20 protein-coding genes are annotated in these 19,811 nt (G+C 62.9%); 8 read left to right on the forward strand and 12 right to left on the reverse strand.

The genetic code is table 11. From position 1 onward, the window contains the following. Nucleotides 1-133: 133 nt before the first annotated feature. The 11 genes from ACW9HW_RS15990 to ACW9HW_RS16040 form a co-directional block, all read right to left on the reverse strand. Nucleotides 134-1,570, reverse strand: coding sequence for an FAD/NAD(P)-binding protein (locus ACW9HW_RS15990; RefSeq protein ID WP_457400733.1), 1,437 nt, complete (start codon nt 1,568-1,570; stop codon nt 134-136). Further along, on the reverse strand, nt 1,567-2,343 hold the full coding sequence (locus ACW9HW_RS15995) for an ABC transporter ATP-binding protein (RefSeq protein WP_095196043.1): 777 nt from the start codon (nt 2,341-2,343) through the stop codon (nt 1,567-1,569). Before ACW9HW_RS15995 ends, ACW9HW_RS15990 begins: the two co-directional genes overlap by 4 nt. A gap of 3 nt (nt 2,344-2,346) precedes the next feature. Continuing rightward, nucleotides 2,347-3,687: an ABC transporter substrate-binding protein gene (locus tag ACW9HW_RS16000; protein ID WP_457400735.1), complete on the reverse strand. Its 1,341-nt coding sequence runs from the start codon at nt 3,685-3,687 to the stop codon at nt 2,347-2,349. Nucleotides 3,688-3,713: 26 nt separating this feature from the next. Beyond that, nucleotides 3,714-4,763: a branched-chain amino acid ABC transporter permease gene (locus ACW9HW_RS16005; RefSeq protein WP_457400737.1), complete on the reverse strand. Its 1,050-nt coding sequence runs from the start codon at nt 4,761-4,763 to the stop codon at nt 3,714-3,716. 4 nt (nt 4,764-4,767) lie between these two features. Continuing rightward, the gene (locus ACW9HW_RS16010) at nt 4,768-5,649 is read right to left on the reverse strand and encodes a branched-chain amino acid ABC transporter permease (RefSeq protein WP_457400739.1); all 882 of its coding nucleotides are present in this window, start codon (nt 5,647-5,649) and stop codon (nt 4,768-4,770) included. Next, nucleotides 5,649-6,425, reverse strand: a complete 777-nt coding sequence (locus tag ACW9HW_RS16015) for an ABC transporter ATP-binding protein (protein ID WP_457400740.1) — start codon at nt 6,423-6,425, stop codon at nt 5,649-5,651. The genes ACW9HW_RS16010 and ACW9HW_RS16015 overlap by 1 nt, the downstream gene beginning before the upstream one ends. Then, nucleotides 6,422-7,327, reverse strand: a complete 906-nt coding sequence (locus tag ACW9HW_RS16020) for an AMP-binding protein (protein WP_457400741.1) — start codon at nt 7,325-7,327, stop codon at nt 6,422-6,424. The genes ACW9HW_RS16015 and ACW9HW_RS16020 overlap by 4 nt, the downstream gene beginning before the upstream one ends. A 301-nt stretch (nt 7,328-7,628) precedes the next feature. Further along, nucleotides 7,629-9,032, reverse strand: coding sequence for an LLM class flavin-dependent oxidoreductase (locus ACW9HW_RS16025; protein WP_095196036.1), 1,404 nt, complete (start codon nt 9,030-9,032; stop codon nt 7,629-7,631). Next, a complete protein-coding gene (locus ACW9HW_RS16030) occupies nt 9,032-9,481 on the reverse strand; it encodes an acyl-CoA dehydrogenase (protein WP_095196035.1) in 450 nt (149 codons plus the stop codon). Before ACW9HW_RS16030 ends, ACW9HW_RS16025 begins: the two co-directional genes overlap by 1 nt. Before the next feature lie 10 nt (nt 9,482-9,491). Continuing rightward, nucleotides 9,492-10,658, reverse strand: coding sequence for an SfnB family sulfur acquisition oxidoreductase (locus ACW9HW_RS16035; protein ID WP_457400745.1), 1,167 nt, complete (start codon nt 10,656-10,658; stop codon nt 9,492-9,494). Between the two features lie 192 nt (nt 10,659-10,850). After that, nucleotides 10,851-11,414: a helix-turn-helix domain-containing protein gene (locus ACW9HW_RS16040; protein WP_095196033.1), complete on the reverse strand. Its 564-nt coding sequence runs from the start codon at nt 11,412-11,414 to the stop codon at nt 10,851-10,853. Here ACW9HW_RS16040 and ACW9HW_RS16045 point away from each other — a divergent pair. From ACW9HW_RS16045 to ACW9HW_RS16075, 7 genes are all read left to right on the forward strand, one after another. Further along, complete coding sequence (locus tag ACW9HW_RS16045; RefSeq protein WP_457400747.1) at nt 11,409-12,434, forward strand: DMT family transporter; 1,026 nt, start codon at nt 11,409-11,411, stop codon at nt 12,432-12,434. The genes ACW9HW_RS16040 and ACW9HW_RS16045 overlap by 6 nt on opposite strands. 245 nt (nt 12,435-12,679) lie before the next feature. Then, nucleotides 12,680-15,598: a monovalent cation/H+ antiporter subunit A gene (locus ACW9HW_RS16050; protein ID WP_457400749.1), complete on the forward strand. Its 2,919-nt coding sequence runs from the start codon at nt 12,680-12,682 to the stop codon at nt 15,596-15,598. Next, nucleotides 15,598-15,942: a Na+/H+ antiporter subunit C gene (locus tag ACW9HW_RS16055; RefSeq protein ID WP_095196030.1), complete on the forward strand. Its 345-nt coding sequence runs from the start codon at nt 15,598-15,600 to the stop codon at nt 15,940-15,942. Before ACW9HW_RS16050 ends, ACW9HW_RS16055 begins: the two co-directional genes overlap by 1 nt. Next, entirely contained in the window at nt 15,939-17,624 is a 1,686-nt protein-coding gene (locus tag ACW9HW_RS16060; protein ID WP_095196029.1) for a monovalent cation/H+ antiporter subunit D, read from the forward strand. The genes ACW9HW_RS16055 and ACW9HW_RS16060 overlap by 4 nt, the downstream gene beginning before the upstream one ends. Continuing rightward, nucleotides 17,621-18,109, forward strand: coding sequence for a Na+/H+ antiporter subunit E (locus ACW9HW_RS16065; protein WP_095196028.1), 489 nt, complete (start codon nt 17,621-17,623; stop codon nt 18,107-18,109). The genes ACW9HW_RS16060 and ACW9HW_RS16065 overlap by 4 nt, the downstream gene beginning before the upstream one ends. Beyond that, entirely contained in the window at nt 18,106-18,384 is a 279-nt protein-coding gene (locus tag ACW9HW_RS16070; protein ID WP_095196027.1) for a K+/H+ antiporter subunit F, read from the forward strand. Before ACW9HW_RS16065 ends, ACW9HW_RS16070 begins: the two co-directional genes overlap by 4 nt. Then, nucleotides 18,381-18,743: a Na+/H+ antiporter subunit G gene (locus ACW9HW_RS16075; RefSeq protein ID WP_137806860.1), complete on the forward strand. Its 363-nt coding sequence runs from the start codon at nt 18,381-18,383 to the stop codon at nt 18,741-18,743. Before ACW9HW_RS16070 ends, ACW9HW_RS16075 begins: the two co-directional genes overlap by 4 nt. A 115-nt stretch (nt 18,744-18,858) precedes the next feature. Here the strand turns inward: ACW9HW_RS16075 and ACW9HW_RS16080 are convergent, their stop codons facing one another. Beyond that, on the reverse strand, nt 18,859-19,296 hold the full coding sequence (locus ACW9HW_RS16080; protein WP_457400751.1) for a DUF3995 domain-containing protein: 438 nt from the start codon (nt 19,294-19,296) through the stop codon (nt 18,859-18,861). A 95-nt stretch (nt 19,297-19,391) separates the two neighbouring features. Between ACW9HW_RS16080 and ACW9HW_RS16085 the strand changes: the two genes are divergently transcribed. After that, on the forward strand, nt 19,392-19,778 hold the full coding sequence (locus ACW9HW_RS16085; protein WP_457400753.1) for a DUF2946 domain-containing protein: 387 nt from the start codon (nt 19,392-19,394) through the stop codon (nt 19,776-19,778). Nucleotides 19,779-19,811: the final 33 nt, after the last annotated feature.

Raw genomic sequence — 19,811 nt, forward strand, 5'->3', positions numbered from 1 at the left:
GGGAGGCGGTCTCGCAGTTGCCATTGATAGCGGCTGACACGGCCCCTTCGCGAGCAGGCTCGCTCCCACAGGTCCGTGCAGACGAAACCGCAAGCCGCCATCACCTAAGAAATGGATATGTACTCAATTCAAATCAAAAGGACAACCCAACCAATCGCGCCGCCAACGCCTTGGCCTGACTCGCCACATCAGTAACAGCCGTACTCTCCCACCAAACCCCACGCAACGGCGGCCCCATGGCAAACAGCCGACTCGCCGCCCGCCCCTCTTCATCCAGCACCGCGCCATCCACCTCTGCCGCAATCCCCAACGCCAACGGCCCCGGCTTGATCAAACCGCGCGCCAGCAACTGCTGTGGCAGCGGCCGCGCAACCCGACGCCAGTCGTATTCAATGCCGCTGGAGTTGATCAGCGCCGCGCCACTGACCACAACGGTTTCAGCTTCACCCCGACGCCGGATGCGAATGCTCACTTCACCGCCAGAAGCAGGCTCAAGCCCTTTGAATGACGCTGCGTGAATCCGCAACCGCCCTTCCCCGTGCAGGCGCGCCACCAATTCGGCGCTCAAGGGTGGCGAGCGATGGTGATGACTCTCCCACCAGGGTCGCACATGCCGCACGAATTGCCGGCGCTGCACGTCGGTGGCCTGGTTCCACAAGCGGCCGATATGCGCCCGCACCGTGTCCAGCGGCGCCTGCCAGTCGATGCCCTGGGCGATGGCGTCGCGGCAATGTCGGCGCAGTTCGCGCAACAGCTGTCGCGGCGTGCGAATGCTGTGATCTTCAGCGAGAAAATCCGCCCAGGCCGGTGGTTGCCGTCGCACATGGGGCAGTAAGCCGTGCCGGGAAAACACCTCGATCGGCCCGCGATGTCCGGCCTGTTCCAGCGACACCACGGCATCGACCATGGTCAGCCCCGAGCCGATGATCAATACCGTCGACTGCGGATCCAGCTGCTGCATCGCCGTCACATCCCACGGATCGAGCGCCGCCGCATTCAAGCCGCTGGACTCGGTTTGCGGCGTGCGCGCGGCGGGAAACATGCCGGTGGCGAGCACGGCAAACGCGCCCTGCAAGCGTTGACCGTCGCTCAAGGTCAACCGCACCGCCTGCGCGTCGGTTTGCAGGTCCACCACCTCGGCCCGCACATGTTCGACCGTCGAACCGTTGCGCGCCCCCACCGCTTGCGCTTCTGTCAGACGCTGCTGCACGTACAGGCCGAAAATCCCCCGGGGTAGAAACAGCTCACTGACCGGCACATGTTGCTCATCCGATTCCGGCCAGCCACCGGCGGCGATGTAGTCGGTCAGCCACTGCGTCAGGTCGTCGGCGTTGTCCGGGTCGACGCTCATGCGTGCCGCATTGCCGTTGAGCGTATGGCCCAACTCCACGGCGCTGTAGGCCTCGCCACGGCCGAGTTCGGCGCGGGGCTCGATCACCAGCACCGAGCGCTTGCCGGGCAGACGCAACAATTGCGCCGCCAGCATCGTGCCACTGAGGCCACCGCCAACGATCAGTACGTCTGCGTGACGGATGGCGTCGGTCGCCTGTCCGTTCTGGATTTCACTCATGCCGTTCTCACTGATCCTAGATAGAAGTCATGCAGATCGCCCCGGGCCAGCAATGCCTCGCTGCTGCCCGACAACACCACCCGCCCGGTGTCGAGGACAAAGGCGCGGGATGCGTACTTGAGCGCCACATTAATGTTTTGCTCGGCAATCAGGAAGCTCACCTGCGCCTCGCGATTGAGCTGGGCGATGATCTCGAAAATCTCCTGGACGATAATAGGCGCCAAACCCATGGAAGGTTCATCGAGCAGTACCAAAGTAGGACGTGTCATCAGCGCCCGGCCGATGGCGACCATCTGCTGTTCGCCGCCGGAGGTCAGCCCGGCCTGGGTCTTGCGCTTGGTTTTCAGCCGCGGGAACCAGGCGTAGATCCGTTCCAGGTCCCGGGCCATGTCCTGCCGGCTCAGGCCCCGGACAAACCCGCCGCTGCGCAGGTTGTCCTCCACCGTCAATTGCGCGAAGACGTGTCGTCCTTCCAGCACATGCACCATTCCTTGGCGTACCCGCACGCTCGGATCGACCCCGGCGGTATCGCGGCCGAGAAACTCGATGCTGCCGCGACTGACCTCGGCCCGCTCGGCGCGCACCAGTCCGGAGATGGCCTTGAGGGTGGTGCTTTTGCCTGCGCCATTGGCCCCGAGCAAGGCGACGATGCCGCCCTTGGGCACCGTCAGCGACACCCCGGCCACGGCCAGGATCGCCCCGTCGTAGATCACCTCGATGTCGTTGACATGCAGCAGGTCATTGGCGGCGATGTCACTAGCGGCTTGGCTCATGGCTTATTCATCCCCGGTGCAGGTGCGTGGCGTCAGGCCTTTTTCCTTGGCGAAGGCCGCGGATTTTTCATCGATCAACGGCCGCAGCAGCGCACGGTCGGCGGCGATCCAGTCGCTGATCAGCGTCCAGTTGGCGCCGTCCCACTGCTGAACCCGCACCGAACCGCCGCCCTCGTGGTCCTTGCAGGACAACTTGAGGTTCTGCATCAAACCGAAGTAGCCCATGTCCTTGAGCCGCGCATCGTCGATGTTCAAGTGTTCCAGCCCCCAGCGCCCTTCCTCACCATTGAGCGGACGCTTGCCGAACTTGCCCTGGGCGGTGCGGATCGCTTCCACCGCCACAGCGGCGTTTACCAGTCCGGAGTTGTAATAGACGCTGCCGAAATTCTTCAGGTCCTTGAGGTCGCTCTTGCCCTTGTCGAGGATGTATTGCTTGAGGCGTTTGTGGATCTCGAAGTCAGTGCCGGCCGGGTACGGGGTCAGTGCCAGATAGCCCTTGGCAGCGGCGCCCGCGGGCAATACGTCCTCGCTGGAACTGGCCCAGATGTCGCCGACAATGTGATCCACCGGGAAACCGAAACGCGCCGCAGTCTTGACCGCCACCGGCGTCGACACACCCCAGGTGCGCAGGAACACCCACTCCGGGTTGAGCTGACGGATCTGTCGCCATTGCGCCGACTGTTCGTTGCCTGGATCGGCCACCGGGATCTGGATGTTCTCGAAACCGTATTTCTCCGCCAGCAGCTTCAGCGGGCCGAGGGTTTCGCGACCGTAGGCCGAGTCGTGGTAGACCGTGGCGATTTTCTTGCCCTTGAGTTTGTCGAACCCGCCTTCGCGCTGGGCGATGTAGTTGATCAGGCTCGACGCCTCGCTGTAGAAGGTCAGCATCACCGGGAAGTTGTACGGGAATACCGTGCCGTCGGTGGCTTCGGTGCGGCCGTAGCCGAGGGTAATCAACGGGATCTTGTCCACCTCCGCCCGTTCGCTCAAGGCATAGGCCGCCGGTGCACCGTTGGGTTGATAGACCGCTACCGGCGCGCCATCCAGGCCCTTCTTGAAGCGCTCGTAGCACTCGATGCCCTTCTCCGCCGTCCACTCGGTCTCGCATTCCTGCCAGACCAGTTTCACGCCGTTGATCCCGCCTTCCACCTCGTTGATGTAGTTCAGGTAATCGATCATCCCGGCCCACACCTGCACACCGCTGGAGGCGTAGGCGCCGACCCGGTAAGTGGCCAACGGGAAGAACTGCTGGTCCGGCGAAGCTGACACCTGTGGCACTGCACTGCCGAAAACCGCCAGCGCCAACGCAGCGCCGACCAGTGAACGTTTCAAGGATGCACGCATGTTGTCTCTCTAATCAGTCGATGGATTCAGAAACGCAGCGGCCAGTGCCTCAGCCGCTCACGAAGGTTGCCCAGCAGGCGGATCAAGCCTTCCGGCTCCTTGATCAGGAACAGGATGATCAGCACGCCGAAGATGATTTTTTGCAGGTTTTGCAGCTGGCCGGCATCCACCGCGCCGCCGAGCAAGGCTTGCCCGGCATGGCTGAGCAGGATCGGCAGCAGGCTGATGAAGGCCGCGCCGACGAAGTTGCCGGCGATGCTGCCCATGCCGCCGATAATGATGATGAACAGGATCTGGAACGACCGATTGATATCGAAGCTGCTGGCACTGGCGGTGCCCAGATAGGCGAAGGCCCACAGGGCACCGGCAATGCCCAGGTAGAACGAACTGACGGCAAACGCCAGATGCTTGTAGCGCGCCACAGGAATGCCGATCACGGCGGCTGCGGTGTCCATGTCGCGGATCGCCATCCAGTTGCGGCCGATCTGGCTTTTCACCAGGTTCACCGCGACCCAGGTCAACAGCAACACCGTCGTCAGCGTCAGCAGATAGCGTCCCACCGGCGTGTTGAGGTCATGGCCGAACAAGGCCAGGTTCGGCGCGGTAATGGTCCCGGAGGAACCGTAGTTGTAGAACCAGGGGAATTTGACGAACAGCCACTCGAGGAAAAACTGCGCCGCCAGGGTGGTGACCATCAGGTAAAAACCCTTGATCCGCGAACTGGGCAGGCCGAACACGAAGCCGACCACGGCGCTGATCAGACCACCGCCGAACAACGCCACCGGCAATCCCGACTCAGGCAGACGCAAGAGAAAACCGTAGGTGGCAAACGCCCCGACCGCCATGAACCCGGCCGCGCCGACCGAGGTCTGGCCGGTGTAGCCGGTGAGCAGGTTCAGGCCAAGTCCGGCCAGGGACAGCACCAGGAATGGAATCAGAATGGCGTTGAGCCAATAGTCATTACCGGTCAGCGGCACCACCACAAAGGCGATCAGCAACAGACCAACCAGACCGTAGGGGATGCGACGCTGAAGCAACACCGCCGGCGCGATTTCACGGGTCAGGGAAATCGACATGGGTTCAGACTCGCTCGATGGCGCGCTCGCCGAACAGGCCGGCGGGACGCAGGTAAAGGAAGGCCAGGGCCAGGACGTAGGCGAACCACGGCGTGATGCCGCCGCCGATCAACGGGCCGATGTAGACCTCGGCGAGGTTCTCCGCCGCACCGACGATCAGCCCGCCGACAATGGCCCCGCCAATCGAGGTGAAGCCGCCGATGATCAACACCGGCAAGGCCTTGAGCACCACCAGCGACAGGGAAAACTGCACCCCTTGCCGCGCACCCCACAGCAGGCCGGCGACCAGCCCGACCACCCCGGCCACCGCCCACACGATCTGCCAGATCCGGTTGAGGTTGATGCCGATCGACAGCGCAGCGGTGGTGTCATCCGCCACCGCCCGCAGCGAGATACCGATGCGGGTCTTGTTGAACAGCAGCGCCAGCACCGTGACCAGCACAAGGGCGGCCGAGGCGGCGAAAAGGTCGAACTGGCTGACCATCATGCCGCCGATGAACAGCGGCACGTCGTCGATCCCCAGGTCCAAAGCCCGCACCTGCGAGCCCATCAGGCCCTGAGCGAGGCCTTCGATGATGAACGACAAGCCGAGGGTCGCCATGAACAGGGTGATCTGCGAGCGATTGACCAGGGGCCGCAGCACCAGCCGTTCGATCAGCAGTGCGCCGATGATCATCACCAGCACCGTCAGCAACAGCGCCAGGACAAAGGGCACGCCCTGATCGTGCAGGCTGACGAAGGTCAGCGCGGCAAACAGCAGCATCGCGCCCTGGGCGAAATTGAACACACCGCTGGCCTTGTAGATCAGCACGAAGCCGATGGCGACCAGCGAGTACATGGTGCCGGCGAGCAACCCGCCGAGCAGGGTTTCAAAGAAGAAGGTCATCAGTGCACCACTCCCAGATACGCCGCGATCACCTCGGGATTGGCCTGCACTTGGGCGGGCGTGCCGTCGCCGACCTTGCGTCCGTAATCCAGCACGACAACGTGATCGGACAGCTCCATGACCACGCCCATGTCGTGCTCGATCAACACCACCGTCGTGCCGAGATCGCGATTGATGTCGGCGATGAAGCGGGCCATGTCCTGTTTCTCTTCGGCGTTCATCCCGGCCATGGGTTCATCGAGCAGCAACAGGCTGGGGCCGGCAATCAGGGCGCGCCCCAGCTCAACCCGTTTTTGCAGACCATAGGACAGGTTGCCCACCGGCACATCGCGCTGGGCTTGCAGGTCGAGGAATTCGAGAATGCCCTGGGCCTGGCGGCGAAACTGTTCGGCTTCACGCCGTGCCCGGGGCAGGTTGAGGGCCTGTTCGATGAAGTGGCTGCGCGAGTGCCGCGACAGGCCGGTGAGGAGGTTGTCGATCACGCTCATTTTTTTGAACAGCGCGTTGTTCTGAAACGTGCGGCCAATGCCCCGGCGCGCGGCGGTCAGCGGGTCGATGCGCTTGAAGGGCTGTTGCTCGAAGACAATCGAACCAGCGTCGAAGCGATACACGCCATTGAGTACATTGAGCAACGAACTCTTGCCCGCGCCGTTGGGGCCGATCAGCGCGCAGATCTCGCCCCGACGGACATCGAAGGACAGTTCGTTGATCGCCTTGACGCCTTTGAAGGACAGGGAAATGCCGCTGACTTGCAGGATGGAATCGGTGGATGTCATGCGATGTCCCGTTTGAATTCGGCGAGCCAGACAGGCGTGGTTTGCGCCGGTGCCGTGCGCGTGGCCTGCCAGATGAACCGCAGGTTGTGAAAGCCCAGCAATCGACGAACGCGGTTCTTGATCAGCCGCTGCAGGCCTTTTTCCGGATGGGCGATGGCCCAGTCGCACAGGCGTCGACGCCAGGTGCCCGGCGCGGCGAGACGGCTGTCGATTTCCGCCGCCAGCCGTTGCAGGCGCTCGGCGGAAAGCAGCAGGCCCGACGGCGCCACTTCGCGACGATCACGACTGGCGCTGCCGGGGCTTTCCGGGAAGGCCAGGGTTTGCCCACTGCTCAGCCAGTGCTCCAGCAACACTGTCAGGCCGTCCTGCCACTGCGTACCCTCCTCGCTCCACAACTGCCCGCCAGAGAGGCCGAGGCGCAGGCGTTGCGGGGGTTCGGCAGACCCAAGCAGCCCGGCGAAATCGAGCAGTGACTGACCGTGGTTGAGCCAGAGTTGCTGTGTTTGCCGCCCCTGGACAAAGGCATGGGTGGGCTGGCTGTGCCACAGGACGTGGTGCAACGCTGGCGCGTCGAGATCGTCTGCGACGGCCAACAACTCACCGCCTACCTGTTGTGCCGCCAGGGCCAGCAGCAACAGGTTGGGCTCAAAGGGACCGCTGACGGCCAGGCGCGAATCCTCGCCGAAACCCTGCTGACGCAAACCATCGGCCAGGCGCTCGACATCACGCAAGGCATCGATCCAGCGCCAGACAAACCATTGCCCGTGGCGCTTGTGGCGCAAGGCCGGTTGCAACGGACTGACCTGCGCCCAATGACGCAACTGCTCCAGCGCCCTGGGCGCGCTGACCTGCCATACCCTGATATCCGCCACCGGCGGACGCTTGAGTTCGTGCACGCTCATGGATTGACCTCCTGTTCATGGGCAAAAGCGTGCGGTGGTCCGCTGGGCTGTGATCTATGCATTGTGGGAGCGAGCCCGCTCGCGAAGAGGCCATCACATTCAACATCTTCACTGACTGACACACCGCTTTCGCGAGCAGGCTCGCTCCCACAATCAATGGCGATAGACGCCAAACCTGTGAATGACTGCGCGCCCCTGTGGGAGCGAGCCCGCTCGCGAAGAGGCCTCACTTTCAACATCTTCATTGACCGCTACACCGCCTTCGCGAGCAGGCTCGCTCCCACGGGGGCATGTGCTGGATTCAGGCAGACACCGCTTTCTTCTCCTGCTGCCGCAACCCCGCCAGATCGCGATAGCCACTGCCCGGATGTATCTGGGGCAATCTCGCCCCTTCCCCGAACAACTTCTCGCGCAAGGTCCCCGGTGCATATTCGGTCTTGTACACCCCGCGCTTCTGCAACTCCGGCACCAGCAGTTCCACGGCATCGATGAAGGTTTCGTGGGTCAGTGCGTAGGCCAGGTTGAAGCCGTCCACATCGGTCTCCTCAACCCATTCCTGCAACAGATCCGCGACGGTTTCCGGGCTGCCGACAAACAACGGGCCGAAACCGCCGATGCCCACCCAGTCCGCCAGTTCGTTAGGCGTCCAGACCTTGTTCGGATCCGCTGTGGAGAACGCCTCGACCGCCGACTGAATGGCATTGGTATGCACATGCTTGAGCGGCTCATCCGGCTTGAACTGGCTGAAATCGATCCCTGTCCAGCCCGAGATCAACGCCATGGCGCCTTCGTAGCTGACCCAGGTCTTGTATTCCTCGAACTTGGCTTTCGCCTTGGCATCGGTCTCGCCGAGGATCACCGTTTGCAGGTTGAAGATCAGGATCTTCGACGGATCGCGCCCGGCCTCTGCCGCGCGACGACGGATGTCCGCGACGGTCTTCTTCAACAGCACTTTCGACGGCGCAGCGACGAATACGCACTCGGCATGTTCGGCGGCGAACTGCTTGCCTCGGCTCGACGCACCGGCCTGGTAGAGTACCGGGGTGCGTTGCGGCGAGGGTTCGCACAGGTGAATGCCCGGCACCTGGAAGTGCTTGCCGAGGTGCCGGATCTCATGGATTTTGCTCGGGTCGCTGAACACCCGACGTTCACGGTCGCGCAGGATTGCACCCTCTTCCCAGCTGCCTTCCCACAGCTTGTAGCAAACCTCCAGGTACTCCTCGGCGAAGTCGTAACGGGCATCGTGTTCGGTCTGGGTTTTCTGCCCGAGGTTCTTCGCGCCGCTCTCGAGGTAGGAAGTGACGATGTTCCAGCCGGCACGGCCCTTGGTCAGGTGGTCAAGGGTCGACAGGCGCCGGGCGAACGGGTACGGATGCTCGAACGACAGCGACGCGGTCAGGCCAAATCCCAAATGCTCGGTGACCAGCGCCATCGGCGGGATCAATTGCAGCGGATCGTTGACCGGCACCTGCGCCGCCTGACGAATCGCCGCATCGCCATTGCCGTTGTAGACGTCGTAGATACCCAGCACATCGGCGATGAACAAACCGTCGAACTTGCCCCGTTCAAGGATCTTCGCCAGATCAGTCCAATACTCCAGATCCTTGTATTGCCACGAGCGATCCCGTGGATGCGCCCACAGCCCCGGCGACTGGTGGCCGACGCAGTTCATGTCAAAAGCGTTGAGACGAATTTCACGGGCCATCAAATGGCTCCCTTTACAGAGGCAGGAAAAATGGGCGGATGAATGCCGTTGAGGCGGAAGTTGCCGATCAAGTGAAGTTTCCAGCGCAGCGGATCGTCCAGCGAACCGGGCAACGCGGTGCGCTGGCCGGTGAGTTCGAATTCGGCGTCACTGACGGTGCTCAGGGCATCAAAGCTGGCCAGATGGGATTCGGCGATGGCGATGCTGGTTTCAATATCGTCCTGCTGACCGGCCAGAAATGCTTCGGCGCGCTCCAGCAGCGCGGCGGCCACCTCGACGCGGATCTGCAAGTCGCCGAAACGGCTGATCACGTAAGGGTCATCCGTGGCCTGAGTGTGCTGGCGAACGAACCGCAGGGTCGCATCGAGCAAACTGCGGGCGTTGTGCAAGTCGTGCTGACTTTTCGCCAGGGGCTGTCCGGCGGCTATGGGTTGGGTCAAGGCGTTCATGGGGAGCTCCTCAGTTCCAGGCGTGGCGCGCGGGCTTCACGCCGTTGAGCAGGTAGTTACCGATCAGATGGAATTTCCAGCGCGCGGGGTCGTGCAGGGTGTGAGTCCGGGCGTTGCGCCAGTGGCGGTCGAGGTTGTACTTGCCCGACACCGAGCGGGTGCCGGCCAGTTCGAACAGCTTGCTGCTGGCGAGCAAAGCGATCTCGGCAGACAAGACCTTGGCCTGGGCCACCACCACCGAGGCATGGGCCACGGTGTCTTCATTGGCCTCTTGCAACGCAGCGTCGATGGCCTGGCCGGCCTTTTTCAGGATTGCTTCGGTGCCGTGGACCCGCCATTCCAGATCGCCGATGGCAGCGATGCTGAACGGGTCCTGCCACCCGTGATCCTGCTGACTGTCGATCCATGGCCGCGCTTCACGGGCGTAGCGCTTGGTTTCTTCCAGGGCACCGACGGCAATGCCGGTGTCTACGGCGGCCTGGATGATTTGCGAGATCGGGCCGTCGGCGGTCGGCTCATCAAAGGCCTTGTGCGCCGGGATTACCGCACTGAGCGGAACCCGGACCGCGTTCAGGGTCACGCCGCCGCTGGCGGTGGTGCGTTGGCCGAAACCGTCCCAGCTGTCGATCACGGTCAAACCGGGGTTGTCGCGCTCGATGAAGGCAATGAACGCCTGGTTGTGTTCATTGACCGCCACCGCCGGCACGATGTGCGCAAACAAGGCACCGGTGCAGTAGAACTTCTCGCCGTCGATTTGCGCGGTGCCGTCGTTGAAGCGGATGCGGGTTTCGAAAGCCCCGGCGTTTTTGCTTTTCGATTCGGAGAAGGCATTACCAAAACGGTACCCCTGCAAGACTTTGCCGAAGTAGTACTGCTTCTGCTCCTCGGTGGCGGTCTGCAGGAGGATGTCGAGCACACCCAGGTGGTTTTGCGGGATCTGGCCGAGGGACGAGTCGGCGGCGGAAATGATCTTGATCACTTCGGCGACGGTCACATACGACACTCCGGCGCCGCCGTAAGCCTTCGCAATGGTGATACCCCAGAGGCCGCTGGCGGAGAACTCGTCAAGCTCGTCGACCGGCAATCGGCGCTCGCGATCTCGCAAGCTGGCGTCGACGGCGAAGCGCGCCGCCAGCTTGTGGGCGACGGCAATCGCTTCCGCATCCGAGCGGATCACATGGGCAGTGCGGGTGGATTGGGCTGGGTTGTCATGGGCCGACTCCGGGTTCTGGGTGAATGCACCAGAGCTTTTGCAGGAGTCGTGCCTGAAATTTAATTCGTTATTTATCAGATAGTTAGCGAATCATTCAAGAAAGCCTTACAGGTCTAGAACAGCAAAGTGTTTATCCAGTGTTGATCGACCAACACTTCAGATCACCACGTTGCGCACAAAGCGCACCGCCACCGGCCCATCGTTGCGATAGGAATGCGGCTGGTTGCTGGCGAACATGAAGAACTCGCCGGCGCTGATGCGGTGGGGCACGTCGCCGACCATCAGGGTCAGGCAGCCTTCGAAGACATAAAACTGTTCGCTCCAGCCATCGGCATCAGGCTCCGAAGGGTAGTGCTCGCCGGGTTCGAGGCGCCATTCCCAGAGTTCGACTTCCCGGGTCGCGTTGGCCTTGGCCAGCAATACCGCCTTGCTGCCGGGGATCGTGCCGGCCCAGGCCAGTTCGTTGATGCGGCTGTGGTCGCGCACTTCCGGGGCCTGGATCAGGTCGCTGAAGGCTACGTCCAGCGCCTCGGCCACGCGGTCGAGGGTGGTCAGGCTGACGTTCTTTTCGCCGGCCTCGATGGCCACCAGCATGCGGCGGCTGACCCCGGACTTCTCCGCCAGGGCGGTCTGGCTCATATCGGCGGCATGGCGCAAACGGCGAACGTTCTGGCTGACGTGCTGAAGGACCGAAGCCCGTTGCGTGGAATCTTTGTGCACTATATTGCTCACTTGGTGGTGTTGCGCAGTATACTGCCCAACTTCGGGCGCATTGTGCGTCCCCCTCAAATAGTGTGCAAGATCATGACGTCGGTGAACTCCCCCCAGGCTTCCTCCCGTTTCCTGCGGCTCAGCAAGGCTGAGTGCGTGCTGGTGTTGATCACCATGGTCTGGGGCGGGACCTTTCTGCTGGTCCAGCATGCGATGACCGTCAGCGGCCCGATGTTTTTCGTCGGCCTGCGCTTTGCCGCTGCCGCGAGCATCGTCGCCCTGTTTTCCTGGCGCAGCCTGCGGGAACTGACCTTGTTCGAACTCAAGGCCGGGGCCTTTATCGGCGTGGCGATCATGCTCGGCTACGGCTTGCAGACCGTCGGCCTGCAAAGCATTCCCAGCAGCCAGTCAGCGTTCATCACCGCGTTGTACGTGCCTTTTGTGCCGTTGCTGCAATGGCTGGTGCTGGGGCGTCGTCCGGGCTTGATGCCCAGCATCGGGATCATGCTGGCGTTTACCGGTTTGATGCTGCTGTCGGGGCCTTCCGGCGCGGCGTTGAATTTCAGCCCCGGTGAAATCGCCACACTGATCAGCGCCATCGCCATTGCCGCAGAGATCATCCTGATCAGCAACTTTGCCGGTCAGGTCGATGTGAAACGGGTGACGGTGGTGCAACTGGCGGTCACGTCGCTGCTGTCGTTCCTGATGGTGGTGCCGACTCAGGAGCACATTCCTGACTTCTCCTGGTTGCTGTTGTGCAGTGCGCTGGGGTTGGGCGCGGCCAGTGCGGCGATCCAGGTGGCGATGAACTGGGCGCAGAAAAGCGTCTCGCCAACCCGCGCGACCCTGATCTATGCCGGCGAGCCGGTGTGGGCCGGGATTGTCGGGCGCATTGCCGGGGAGCGGTTGCCGGCGATTGCGTTGGTGGGGGCGGGATTGATCGTGGCGGCGGTGATTGTCAGTGAGTTGAAGACCAAGGGTAAGGTTGCCGCGACGGAGGAAGAACTGGAGCGCGAAACTCAAGGTTAAACCGCCGGTTCTGTTGTGTCAGGCAGATCGCATTCGCGAGCAGGCTCACTCCCACAGTTGGAATGCGTTCCCCTGTGGGAGCGAGCCTGCTCGCGAAGGGGCCGGACCCGCTGAACACAGCCCTTTGAAACAATGTTAAACAAGGATTTTCCGTCTACCTTGTAGGATTCTGCGACAGCTTGGCGTTTGGTGATCCGGGAGCTGGCACGTATGATGCTTCACAAACTTCCGCAGATTAGAAGCCTATGTCCCTGATAGTTCTACTGCTTCTGCCTTTTTTAGGCAGCTGTCTGGCAGCCGTGCTGCCACACAACGCGCGTAATACCGAATCCCTCCTGGCGGGCCTGGTTGCCCTGGTCGGCACCGTCCAGGTCGCCCTCCTGTACCCGCAAATCGCCGATGGCGGCGTGATCCGCGAAGAGTTCTTCTGGCTGCCGAGCCTGGGCGTGAACTTCGTCCTGCGCATGGACGGCTTTGCCTGGCTGTTCTCGATGCTGGTGCTGGGTATCGGCACGCTGGTGTCGCTGTACGCCCGCTACTACATGTCGCCGGACGATCCGGTGCCGCGCTTCTTCGCGTTCTTCCTGGCGTTCATGGGCGCCATGCTCGGGCTGGTGATCTCCGGCAACCTGATCCAGATCGTGTTTTTCTGGGAGCTGACCAGCCTCTTCTCGTTCCTGTTGATCGGCTACTGGCACCACCGCTCCGATGCCCGGCGCGGCGCCTACATGGCGCTGATGGTCACCGGGGCCGGCGGGTTGTGCCTGCTGGCGGGGGTCATGCTGCTTGGCCATGTGGTGGGCAGCTATGACCTGGACAAGGTCCTGGCCGCCGGCGACCTGATTCGCGCACACGCCCTCTACCCCATCCTGCTGCCCCTGATCCTGATCGGCGCGCTGAGCAAAAGCGCACAATTCCCCTTCCATTTCTGGCTGCCCCACGCCATGGCCGCGCCGACACCGGTCTCGGCCTATCTGCACTCGGCGACCATGGTAAAAGCCGGGGTATTCCTGCTGGCGCGGCTGTGGCCGTCGCTGTCGGGCAGCGAAGAATGGTTCTACATCGTCAGCGGCGCCGGGGCTTGCACCCTGTTGCTGGGCGCCTATTGCGCGATGTTCCAGAACGACCTCAAGGGCCTGCTGGCCTACTCGACGATCAGTCACCTGGGCCTGATCACCCTGCTGCTGGGCCTCAACAGTCCGCTGGCAGCGGTGGCCGCGGTGTTCCACATTCTCAATCACGCCACGTTCAAGGCCTCGCTGTTCATGGCCGCCGGAATCATCGACCACGAAAGCGGCACCCGCGACATTCGCCGGCTCAATGGCCTGTTCAAGCTGATTCCGTTCACCGCCACTCTGGCCATGGTCGCCAGCGCCTCGATGGCTGGCGTGCCGTTGCTCAACGGCTTTCTGTCCAAAGAGATGTTCTTCGCCGAAACCGTGTTCATCAACGCCACGGCCTGGATCGAAGCGACCTTGCCAATCGTTGCAACCATCGCCGGCACCTTCAGCGTCGCCTATTCCCTGCGCTTCACTGTGGATGTGTTTTTCGGCCCGACTGCCACCGACCTGCCCCACACCCCGCACGAGCCGCCGCGCTGGATGCGCGCCCCGGTCGAATTGCTGGTATTCGCGTGCCTGGTGGTGGGGATTTTCCCGGCACAAGTGGTCGGCCCCTTGCTCGCCGCTGCCGCGCTGCCGGTGGTGGGCGGCACGTTGCCGGAGTACAGCCTGGCAATCTGGCACGGTTTGAACGCGCCGATGATCATGAGCCTGATCGCCATGTCCGGCGGCATCGTGCTGTACCTGCTGCTGCGTAAACAACTCAAGCGCGGGCGCTTCCACTACCCGCCGCTGATTGGCCGCTTCAACGGCAAGCGTCTGTTCGAGCGCAGCCTGGTGATCAAGATGCACCTGGCCCGACGCCTGGAGCGGCGGATCAGCACCCGGCGCCTGCAAACCCAACTGTTCCTGATGGTGCTCGCCGCCGTGCTGGCCGGGCTGATCCCGATGCTGCACAGCCATTTGAGCTGGGGCGACCGGCCGAAAATTCCGGGCTCGATCGTGTTTGTCATCCTGTGGCTGTTGGCGATTGCCTGCGCCCTGGGTGCCGCCTGGCAGGCCAAGTACCACCGTCTCGCCGCCCTGACCATGGTCAGCGTCTGCGGCCTGATGACCTGCGTGACCTTCGTCTGGTTCTCGGCGCCGGACCTGGCCCTGACGCAACTGGTGGTCGAAGTGGTGACCACGATCCTGATCCTGCTGGGATTGCGCTGGCTGCCGCGACGGATCGAAGAGGTCTCGCCATTGCCGAGCAGCCTGCGCAAGGCTCGTATCCGGCGGATCCGCGACTTGCTGCTGTCGACCGTGGTCGGCGGCGGCATGGCGTTGCTGTCCTACGCGATGCTGACGCGCCAGACGCCGAACGACATTTCCTCCTTTTACCTGAGCCGTGCCCTGCCCGAAGGCGGTGGCAGCAACGTGGTCAACGTGATGCTGGTGGACTTCCGCGGCTTCGACACCCTCGGCGAAATCACCGTGCTGGCGGCGGTGGCGCTTACCGTATTCGCCCTGTTGCGCCGTTTCCGCCCGCCGAAAGAAAGCATGCAGTTGCCGGCCCAGCAGCGCTTGCTGGCGCCCGACGTGGTCACCGACCTGGTCAACCCGCGTCACGCCAGCGATACCGCGCTGGGTTTCATGATGGTCCCGGCGGTGCTGGTGCGCCTGCTGTTGCCGATTGCCCTGGTGGTGTCGTTCTACCTGTTCATGCGCGGCCATAACCAACCCGGCGGCGGTTTCGTCGCGGGGCTGGTGATGTCGGTGGCGTTCATCCTGCAATACATGGTGGCCGGCACCCAGTGGGTCGAGGCGCAGATAAGCCTGCGACCGTTGCGCTGGATGAGCACCGGCCTGGTGTTCGCCACGGTCACCGGCGTCGGTGCGATGGTGGTCGGCTATCCGTTCCTGACCACCCACACCTGGCATTTCCACTTGCCGTTGCTGGGCGACATCCACCTGGCCAGCGCGCTGTTCTTCGACGTCGGCGTGTACTCGGTGGTGGTCGGTTCGACGCTGCTGATCCTCACCGCCCTCGCCCACCAATCGGTCCGGGGTCACAAGACCGCCGCCCAACCCAAACCCCTCGCCATCAAGGAGGCCGTCTGATGGAAGAAGTCATCGCAATCGCCATCGGCGCACTGGCCGCGTCCGGCGTCTGGCTGATCCTGCGGCCACGGACATTCCAGGTGGTCATGGGTCTGTGCCTGCTGTCCTATGGCGTCAACCTGTTCATCTTCAGCATGGGCAGCCTGTTCATCGGCAAGGAGCCGATCATCAAGGACGGCGTGCCGCAGGACCTGCTGCATTACACCGACCCGCTGCCGCAGGCGCTGGTGCTGACCGCGATCGTCATCAGCTTCGCCATGACCGCGCTGTTTCTGGTGGTCTTGCTGGCCTCCCGGGGCCTGACCGGCACCGACCATGTGGATGGCCGGGAGCCTAAAGAATGAATGCGATGACGCACTTGATCGCGGCACCGATCCTGCTGCCGCTGTTGACCGCCGCCATCATGCTGATGCTCGGCGAAAAACACCGTCCGCTCAAAGCCAAAATCAACCTGTTCTCCAGCCTGATGGGGCTGGGCATTTCGCTGTTGCTGCTGCAATGGACGCAAACCACCGGCGTGCCCGGTTCCATCGGCGTGTACCTGCCGGGCAACTGGCCAGTGCCGTTCGGCCTGGTGCTGGTGGTCGATCGTCTGTCGGCGCTGATGCTGGTGCTGACCGGGATCATCGGCGTCAGTGCCCTGCTATTCGCCATGGCGCGCTGGGACAGTGCCGGTTCGAGCTTCCACGCGCTGTTCCAGATTCAGTTGATGGGCCTGTATGGCGCCTTCCTGACCGCGGACCTGTTCAACCTGTTCGTGTTCTTCGAAGTGCTGCTGGCCGCGTCCTACGGATTGATGCTGCACGGTTCGGGTCGGGCGCGGGTGTCGTCGGGGCTGCATTACATCTCGATCAACCTGCTGGCTTCGACCCTGTTCCTGATCGGTGCGGCGTTGATCTACGGTGTCACCGGCACCCTGAACATGGCCGACCTGGCACAGAAGATCCCCTTGGTATCGGAGGCCGATCGCGGGCTGCTGCACGCCGGCGCGGGCATTCTGGCCGTGGCGTTCCTGGCCAAGGCCGGGATGTGGCCGCTGAACTTCTGGCTGGTGCCGGCGTATTCCTCGGCGAGCGCGCCGGTGGCGGCCATGTTCGCGATCATGACCAAGGTCGGCGTCTATACCTTTTTGCGCCTGTGGACCCTGCTGTTTTCCGGCCAGGCCGGGGCGTCGGCGTACTACGGCGGTGACTGGCTGATCTACGGCGGCATGGCAACCATCGTCTGCGCGGCCGTGGCGATTCTCGCCGCGCAACGCCTGGAACGCATGGCCAGCCTGAGCATTCTGGTGTCGGCGGGGATTCTGCTGTCGGCCATCGGTTTCGCCCAGCCCAACCTGATCGGCGCGGCGCTGTTCTATATGGTCAGCTCGACCCTGGCCTTGAGTGCGCTGTTCCTGCTGGCCGAGTTGATCGAGCGTTCGCGCTCGGCCAACGAAATCCCGCTGGAGGATGAAAACGAGATGCTGCCAAGACCGTTGGAATCGTTGCATCCGGCCAAGGGCGTCAACCTCGACGATGATCAGAAAGCCGTGGTCGGCCAGGTGATTCCCTGGACCATGGCGTTCCTCGGCTTGAGCTTCATTGCCTGCGCACTGTTGATCGTCGGCATGCCGCCGCTCTCCGGCTTCATCGGCAAACTCGGGTTGCTCAGCGCCCTGCTCAATCCACTGGGCCTGGGCAATGGCAGTGACGCGCCGATCTCCAATGCCGCGTGGGGCTTGCTGGCGTTGCTGATCCTCTCCGGCCTGGCCTCGCTGGTGGCTTTTTCGCGGCTGGGCATCCAGCGTTTCTGGACACCGACAGAACGGCCGTCGCCGGTGCTGCGTCGCCTGGAATGCGTGCCGATCTTCGCCCTGCTGGGCTTGAGCATTGCACTGACCTTCAAGGCAGAACCGCTGTTGCGCTACACCCAGGCCGCCGCCGATGCCTTGAACAACCCGCAACAGTACGTGGCGGCCGTGCTCGGCACCCGGGTCGTTCCAAACCCGCAGGCCCGGGCTGCGCTGCTGGAGGTACAACCATGAAGCGTCTGTTTCCCGCGCCGTGGCTGTCGCTGGCCCTGTGGTTATTGTGGTTGGTGCTGAACCTGTCGATGAGCCCCGGCAACTTGCTGTTGGGCGCCGTGCTGGGTTTCTGCGCACCCTTGATGATGCGCAAATTGCGCCCGCTGCCGGTTCGCATTCGCCGCCCGGGGGTGATCCTGCGCCTGTTCCTGGTGGTGGGTCGCGATGTTGTGGTGTCCAACCTGGCCGTGGCCTGGGGCGTGCTCAACGCCGGCCGCCGTCCACCGCGCTCGCGGTTTATCAAGGTGCCGCTGGACCTGCGCGACGCCAACGGGCTGGCGACGCTGTCGATGATCTGCACCGTGGTGCCGGGTACGGTCTGGTCGGAGCTGGCGCTGGACCGCAGCATTCTGTTGCTGCACGTCTTCGATCTGGACGACGAAGCGCCGTTCATCGAGCACTTCAAGGCGACGTACGAGCGCCCGTTGATGGAGATATTCGAATGAGCACCCTGTTGTCGAATGCGATCATGCTGAGCCTGTTCCTGTTTTCCGTGGCGATGATCCTGACCCTGGTGCGCCTGTTCAAGGGGCCGTCGGCCCAGGACCGGGTTCTGGCGCTGGACTACCTGTACATCATCGCCATGCTGATGATGCTGACCCTGGGCATCCGCTATGCCAGTGACACGTACTTCGAGGCGGCGTTGCTGATCGCGCTGTTCGGCTTCGTCGGCTCGTTTGCCCTGGCGAAATTCCTGCTGCGCGGCGAGGTGATCGAATGACGTCTGAACTGTCGTTGTGGGTGGAAATCCCGGTGGCGATCCTGCTGGTGCTCGGCAGCCTGTTCGCGCTGATCGGCGCCATCGGCCTGGTGCGGATGAAGGACTATTTCCAGCGCATGCACCCGCCGGCCCTGGCCTCGACATTGGGTGCGTGGTGCGTGGCGCTGGCCTCGATCATCTACTTTTCGGCACTCAAGTCCGGGCCGGTGCTGCACGCCTGGTTGATTCCGATCTTGCTGGCGATTACCGTGCCGGTGACCACGCTGCTGCTGGCGCGGGCGGCGTTGTTCCGCAAGCGCATGGCTGGGGATGATGTGCCGGCTGAGGTGAGTAGTCGGCGTACCGAAAGCGGGAGTTAAGTTCAGGGGTTTGGGTTGTTTTGCCCGGCTTCTTCGCGAGCAGGCTCGCTCCCACAGGAGATGTGCGCTCCATTGTGGGAGCGAGCCTGCTCGCGAAAGCGTCAGCCTGGGCAACTCAAACCCAGGCAACCGCCAACAACCCCGCCCCCAACACCACGCACAGCGGCGAATAGACCCAGGTATCCCACTGCGCAAACCGGGAATCCTTGATCTCCTTGAAAAACCCCACCAGCTCCGAATCGCCAATCGCCCGGGCGAACAACAGGATCGCAATCGCACTGATCACCCATTGCAACGCCCGATGCTGTACCTGCGGCAGCCACCAGCCGACCCGCAAGCACACCAACAGCGCAATCACCAGCAACGCGGCGGCTACCAGCAGGGTGATCCAGCCTTGCGGCTCAAAAGCCGGATGCAACTGCACTCCGCCCTCCACCGGCACCTGGGGCACAGCGGCCACCGTCGCCCACTCCCCCCCCAACGCCCAATACACGTGTACCAAACTGATCGCTGCAAATATCGTCACCAGCCATTGAGCCAACGCAAAGGTCATGGTTGAAGATCCTTGAAAGAGATTTGGACAGAATCATCCTAGTCGGCATTTTTTGAAGTGCACGACCGGTCGGCGGTGGAGTAAAGTGCCGCCCCATGAAATTCTCCCGAACCGATCGCTCACTGTTGGCCTGGACGCTCTACTGCTGCGTTCTGCTCAACGTGTTCGCCTGCAGCATCGGTCACGGGCAAATGGTCGGGATGCAGCTCAACGGTATCGGCGGCCAATTCTGTACGGTCGATCCGGCCACCCAGGCACCGGTCTCGACCAATTCCTCCCAGGACCAGCTGCCGACGCTGTCCAAGTCCTTCGGCTGCCCGTTGTGCTCCACCGGGGGCATGGGACCGGCGTTCAATTCCAGCCTGACCCTGGCGATCCTTCCCGAGCAACACAGCCCGCCATTGGCGCCGATCGCCAGTGCCGACCTCCCTGCCCGCTTCATCTGGCCCGCGGCCAATCCGCGCGCGCCGCCGCTCGCCTGAATCTCTTCGCCTCTACCGACCAGCCCACTTCGC

It is taken from the genome of Pseudomonas sp. SDO5532_S415, from assembly GCF_054071155.1.